The sequence below is a fragment of the Microcoleus sp. S13_C5 genome (assembly GCF_036700845.1).
Lineage (GTDB): Bacteria > Cyanobacteriota > Cyanobacteriia > Cyanobacteriales > Microcoleaceae > Microcoleus.
Map to the genome: position 1 here is coordinate 1 of NZ_JAUBPR010000205.1, position 6,117 is coordinate 6,117.

At 45.4% G+C, this 6,117-nt stretch carries 6 protein-coding genes; 2 read left to right on the forward strand and 4 right to left on the reverse strand.

What is annotated here, in order from left to right:
• Positions 1–244: 244 nt before the first annotated feature.
• From QUA04_RS28340 to QUA04_RS28355, 4 genes are all read right to left on the reverse strand, one after another.
• Positions 245–1,693 (reverse strand): YcjF family protein, encoded by a 1,449-nt coding sequence (locus QUA04_RS28340; protein ID WP_445242389.1) that lies wholly within the window; start codon positions 1,691–1,693, stop codon positions 245–247.
• Between the two features lie 250 nt (positions 1,694–1,943).
• Positions 1,944–2,366, reverse strand: coding sequence for a thioesterase family protein (locus QUA04_RS28345; protein ID WP_333164388.1), 423 nt, complete (start codon positions 2,364–2,366; stop codon positions 1,944–1,946).
• Between the two features lie 275 nt (positions 2,367–2,641).
• Positions 2,642–3,724: an ATP-dependent 6-phosphofructokinase gene (locus QUA04_RS28350; RefSeq protein WP_333263755.1), complete on the reverse strand. Its 1,083-nt coding sequence runs from the start codon at positions 3,722–3,724 to the stop codon at positions 2,642–2,644.
• 313 nt (positions 3,725–4,037) lie between these two features.
• Entirely contained in the window at positions 4,038–4,280 is a 243-nt protein-coding gene (locus QUA04_RS28355) for a hypothetical protein (RefSeq protein ID WP_333140736.1), read from the reverse strand.
• A gap of 137 nt (positions 4,281–4,417) precedes the next feature.
• Here QUA04_RS28355 and QUA04_RS28360 point away from each other — a divergent pair, with 137 nt between their 5' ends.
• Positions 4,418–4,927: a hypothetical protein gene (locus tag QUA04_RS28360; protein WP_333263758.1), complete on the forward strand. Its 510-nt coding sequence runs from the start codon at positions 4,418–4,420 to the stop codon at positions 4,925–4,927.
• Between the two features lie 277 nt (positions 4,928–5,204).
• A complete protein-coding gene (locus tag QUA04_RS28365) occupies positions 5,205–6,023 on the forward strand; it encodes an FkbM family methyltransferase (protein WP_333263761.1) in 819 nt (272 codons plus the stop codon).
• The last annotated feature ends 94 nt before the right edge of the window (positions 6,024–6,117 follow it).

A 6,117-nucleotide genomic window follows, 5' to 3' on the forward strand; every position in this document is an offset into this window, starting at 1 on the left:
AGGCAGCCAGCGCCCGGACGGCTCCGGCTGAAGCCGGAGCACCTTTGTTAAGAAAGATGTGAGTAAGGCATAGCCTTCTTAAGGGGGAGTAGGGGGCAAGCTAAGGGGGGATCTAGGCTTAATAGTCAAACAGCTTTTTGTGACTGGGTTTGACGTTAAGTTGACACCAATGGGCTTTTGGACTGTCCCTACGGATATCATGGGCGATCGACCGAATTTAACAACGTCAGATGCTGGACTACTTCTAATTGGCTGCCGACTTAACGGTTTCGGGCCCAGATACCTGAGATGAAAGGCGACTCGCCACTTGGTTGACGAAAGATTGCAAGAAGGAAACTTGCTGATTTTGCGTAAATACTGCTTGCAAAGTTTTAGTCAACTGGTCGAGATTGAAAATGCCTTTGGGAGCATTTTCCAGTTCTTGACTTTGGAAATATTCAATTAAACTCAGTCCTGCTATTCTGGTAAAATATGCTGCACTAATTCCCTGCACCGCGCCTCCTGCTACATAGGTGACGGCATTGCTTTTCAGCAGTCCAGTAATAGTTTGGGTAGACAGTTCTACTAATCCCAATTTGAACATTTGATTAGCCAAAGTAGCCGCTACTGTCTTAGCTTGGTCTAAGGAAAACTTTCGCTGGTAGATAGCGCCGAGGTCGATTACGAGCTGGGTGCTGATGGCGGTTGTTGCTAGCAAGTCTAAAGCGGGAACCGGATTAGCAAAGACGGTGGCTGCAGCGATGTACTGATATTGCTCGATAATGGGAATTGCCCGATCGCGCCTGACCGCATTTAATAAGGTTTTTGCCTCTAACTTGATACTTGCAGCCTCGCGCACTGCACTCGCCCAGACCAACTGTTGCCGTTCTTCAGTTAAGATTTTAGTCAATCTTTCCGTCAGCGCGTCGAGTTGAGAGACTTGTTTTTCTATGCGTTCTTTAAACGTGCCGTCCGCTTGGTGCTGGCGCACTTTAATAGAATTGGGAGAAGCTGCGATCGCAATTATATCTTCGGTCCCCAATATTCCTTGCATTTTCTGCTGCAAAGAGTTCAAAACCTGCGACTGCTGTTCAGGCAAATATTGGTCTTGTTTGTTCCAGACTAGCAGCACGCGCTGACCTGCGGAAGCTAGCTGAGATAATGTTTTAAATTCGGAATCTGTGATGTCGCCCGCTGTTAAAAACAGCACTAAATCACCGCCGATTTTGGCATCGGCATTTGTATTAGCAAACAGCGGTGATGTTTCTTGTAAACTAAGCTTTTGCGGGTGTTGAGATGCCAAATTAGAATTTAAAACTTGAATTAAGGCAGTTTTGCCGACAGCTTTGCCGCCAGTGACGGTAATCCGCAAATCTTGTCTATCTAATTCGGTTCTGAGCCGATCGAGCTTTGCTGTTAGATTAGCAGGATCGGCGGAGTTTTGAGCTTCTGAAGCCAGCAATTTAATTGTGGTTTCTGAAGCCGCGATCGCTTTTTCGGCTGCTTCCCGGTTCGCCAGGGGTTCCGGGAGTGCGAGTTCTAGTTTGGGGGATTGTTGCTTCCACCACCAATACCCCGCACCGGCAGCAGCCAAGCCGATGAGTGCCGTTTCGCCCATTTCTGAACCCGAATGCTGTAGAGTTTCCAGCAGCCACAGCGCTGCTGAAAGTCCTATTCCGCCTATTAAAATCGGTCGCCGCAAGTTAAGTGTCATTTTTTCCTTCCTGTGGGTATTGTCACCAAGCTTAACCTTCGCCGGCTTGGCCTCCCTCCCTATATTCCATCGTACCTCTGCGGCATCCAAACTGGCAGGCGGGCGATCCGACTTTTTGCGATCGGGATTTGCGGCCCCGGCGACAATCAACTTTTTGCACTTCTACAAACGGGGAATAGGGGACTGAAATCCTCACTACAAACCAATAGATTTTTAGAAGATTTTGCAAATATAATAGTTAATTTTTTCTCTATGTTGGTAATGCTTGAGATTGTGATTCAAAAATATCAATTATTTGTTTGGGAATTGCTCGCGGTCGCATGGTGGTAACTTCGACCCAAACCCAAAGCGCCTCGGCTTTTAACAAGATTTCGTCACTTCCAGCTAAGCGAATTTCGTAGCGGCGGACAGCGCGCGGGCCGCGCATTTGTTCGATCCAAGTGGATATCTCCAATCGATCGCCCGCGGCTGCCGATCGCAAATAGTCAATCTCTATCCGCCGCATTACAAAGACGCCGCCCAATTCCCGGTAGCGATCCAGTGTAAATCCCAAGTGTTCTAAATGTTCGATCGCAGCGTGTTCTAAATAATGCTGGTAAACAGCATTATTGACGTGACCGAGAGCATCCATTTCATAATGTCGTACTCTAATTTCTGTAGTAAATGGTGTCAATTTCTCACCTTTCCACTTGTTGCGGTATTTTGTAGTTCCGAGTGCGATCGCGCTCTGGGTCGATACTCGATTGGAACTGATTGCAAGTTACACTAAATAGTTGAAACGTCACTGCTTCCAGGTTAATCTTAGTCCTGGAAGCACAGACGGTCATCACCTTGGTTTTTTTACGACAATACACTGGCTTAAAACCCTCAGTTTCGGTTGAAAAACCCGGTTTCTTGCTTCTGAGTGCGTCCCGGACTAAATCTTTGAGAAATCGGATGGGTAATTGTTTAGTCTCCCAGACAAATCCCTAAACCGCGGGCCGTTTTAACCAGAGTACCATCGAAGTCTACAGGTCTGTATTTGGCGATCGCATCTTCCAGAGGAACGCTCACAACTTCCCGCTTTTGCCAAGATACCATGCAGTCGTATTTCTCTTCGGCAATTAAATCAACTGCTGCGACGCCAAAAGCAGAAGCAATTAACCTTTCTAGCGATGAAGGAGTTCCTCCGCGTTGAATATGTCCCAAAACAGTGACGCGAGTTTCTGCACCGCTACAGTCAGAAATTGTATCAGCTAAATACTGACCAATTCCGCCTAATCGACTTTGACCTAAGCGATTTGTGTGCATTACTAATTCGCCTTCTTCAGTGCGAACTGCCTCCGCTACTATAATTAAACAGTAATTTTTTCCCCGGTCTTGGCGTTCTTGGATTTGGGCGCAGATTTTGGAAATTGTGTAAGGGATTTCGGGAATCAGAATTATATCAGCTCCCCCAGAAATTCCGGCACTGATCGCAATATGTCCAGCGTCGCGTCCCATGACTTCAACAATCATGACGCGACTGTGACTAGCTGCAGTAAAATGCAAGCGATCGAGTGCTTCAGTGGCAATATTGACAGCAGTATCAAAACCGATGGAACGCTCGGTAATTCCGACATCATTATCAATAGTTTTAGGAATAGCCACTAAATTCAAATTGCCGTGTTGAGCAATCTTCCTGAGAATGGCGAGACTGCCGTCGCCACCAATGCCAATTAAGGCATCCAGACCTAGTTGATGATAGCCTTCGATAATGTCGTCAGAACGATCGCGTAGGGTCCCATCAGGCATCGGGAAAGCAAAAGGATCGCCCTTATTTGTCGTGCCTAGCATCGTACCGCCAATGGTGAGCCACGAGTCTACTTTCTCAATATCCAACGGAATTGCTTCAGGGGGACGACTCATCAATCCGTTAGTGGCTTGACGAATCCCCATCACTTTCCAATTGTAAGTTCCCGTTGCGCGGTGAACAACGGCTCGGATAACTGCGTTTAAGCCTGCACAGTCACCTCCGCTGGTGAGGATACCGATACATTTTTGTTCTCCCATAATTAATGTCCGACTTTTGTGACTCCGAATATGAGTTGATATTTTTAGATCCCGATCGTCCAATCCTGATTTTCGACGTAAATAGGTAGGCGAAAATAAACTTTACTCTGTTACAGAATGTAAAGCTATCATAACTTTTGTGATTGCTTTGATAAGATATCGCTCTTATGGGGAGCGTTTCACTCGTTTTTGACTACTTATGTATTTTCAAGCTTCATCGACCTAATTGAGTGCCTCATCTCTGACGCATTCCACAAGTTCGATCGCCAACTAAGTAGCATCGCCAATCACCGTCTCCAACAAAACATCAATTTTACTTGGGATTGAGGCGTTTAGAAACTTGGTTAATTATACCGCTGAGAATAGCACCGCCCATAAGAATTCCCAGGGCGGGATTAAATACGGGCTGCCAGAGACTGTACCACAAATCAAAACCGAGATTCACGCCAGTCGATCGACCCGCTACTGCGATCACAAACCACCCAAAAATGGCAAAGACGAAAAACACATCAGCTACTAAAAACAAGTTGAGCAAGTTAAGAAATTTATCTTTCATTGTCGAGGGTTCCTTTTGAGTGTATATGTGTCAAGTTTTGGCAAGCGGTTGGTAATTGAGCGGATTGATAGCTGCAACTGGCGATCGAATAAAGATAAAATATCATTCAATTGTTTTCGCGCACAGGCTGTCAAAATATGGTTCGCTATACACTTCCTCAAAGCCCCGAAATTATTTTAACTGTCAAGGGGAAAGATTCAAACAAAGCCCGCGAAGAAGCGATGGATCGGCTGATGGAACTCATGGATGAGGGCAAGCTGCCTACGGAACTCGTGGAGGGATTTGGGCCCAAGCAGTTTGTTGAAGTTAAGGATATCGAAGATGCTGCGTCTGACGGCGAGGACGCGATTACTGAAGCCGTCCAGATTTTGAGCAATTTGGCAAGTCTCAAATTGAAAGTCATGGAATCCCGCGAAGAAGCACTCAAAATCCGGGCTGCGATCGACATTTTGTTTACAGATGAGGCTGTGACTGCCGAGGAAATTGGTCGTTTGAAAGATGGTTTCAAGGTTCTCAAAAACTTTGCTCAAGCTAATGTCCGCTATCGAGAAGCTAGAAGTAAAGCCGAAGAAGCACGGGCAATTCTCGACGAAGCTTTGCAATCTGTAGAACCAGAAAACAAGGCGCAGAAGTCGGCGAAATCGTAGCAGGTTGGGTTGAAACTCACATCAGGCACCATTCTCAAGAACAGGCAAGATGCCTGTTCCACAAGAAAATTCACTCGTAGAACAGGCATCTTGCCTGTTCCTAAAAAACTGATTGAGAATAGTGCAACATCTCAGTTGAAACCTATTTCTGTCATTGCGATCCGAAACGAAGCAATCGCCGAGGTTTGCGATTGCTTCGTTTCTTTATTCGGAGATACAATAACTCTGCTGCAAGACATAATATTGATTATATCCACATTGAAATCAGGAAAAAATTGTGAGTCAACAACAAACAGGAATTCTCAGGAACTCGATGTCAGGCAGCTTGCTGCTGGCTAAAAAATTAGGTTTTGAACCAAAAACTGTGATTGATGTCGGTGCAGCATTGGGAACTTTTAACCTTTACGAAACTTTCCCCGATGCGCGACATTTGCTAATTGAGCCGATCGTCGAAAATGAACCTTACCTCACCAAAATTTGCCGCAAACTCAAAAGTGCAGAATACATTATTGCAGCAGCGACCAAAGAAGCGGGAGTTTTCACGCTTAACGTCAGTCCTTCTATGCTGCATTCTTCACTTTCTGAAAAGCGCGTTACTGACAGCAGCAATCCTTATTTGAGAAACATACCAGCAATTACCCTGGATGGAATATGCAGGGAAAGAAACTTGCCAGGCCCGTATTTAATTAAAGTCGATGTAGACGGACAGGAAGTAGATGTTTTAGCGGGAGCAACAGAAATTTTGCAGCAGACTGAATATGTAATTGTAGAAGTTACTTTATTCGGTCAGATGTATGATGTAATGAGTTTTATGAAGTCCCAAGGATTCGCAGCTTACGATATTGTTGATTTGTCATATCGCCCGACTGATTCAGCTTTGTGGCAAGTTGACATGGCTTTTGTTAAGGAATCCGGTCACTTTAGAAGAGAGAGGGGTTTCGCGACAGGAGAGCAGGATATCGAAACACTTAACTCGCATCTCAAAGCTTATCGGGAAAGTTTCATCCAACACATTGATACTCATTACAGCGACCCAGTAGAGCCAGAACCACAGGTCACTCAAGCTATTTTGGGCGAAGATTATGTCATCATTTAACTCAAGTTCCTTCCATCTGATATCACGTCCGGTCGATTAACCATGATTAAACTTTTGCTTCCGGCCACCAATAGAAATGAGTCAAACCACTGAT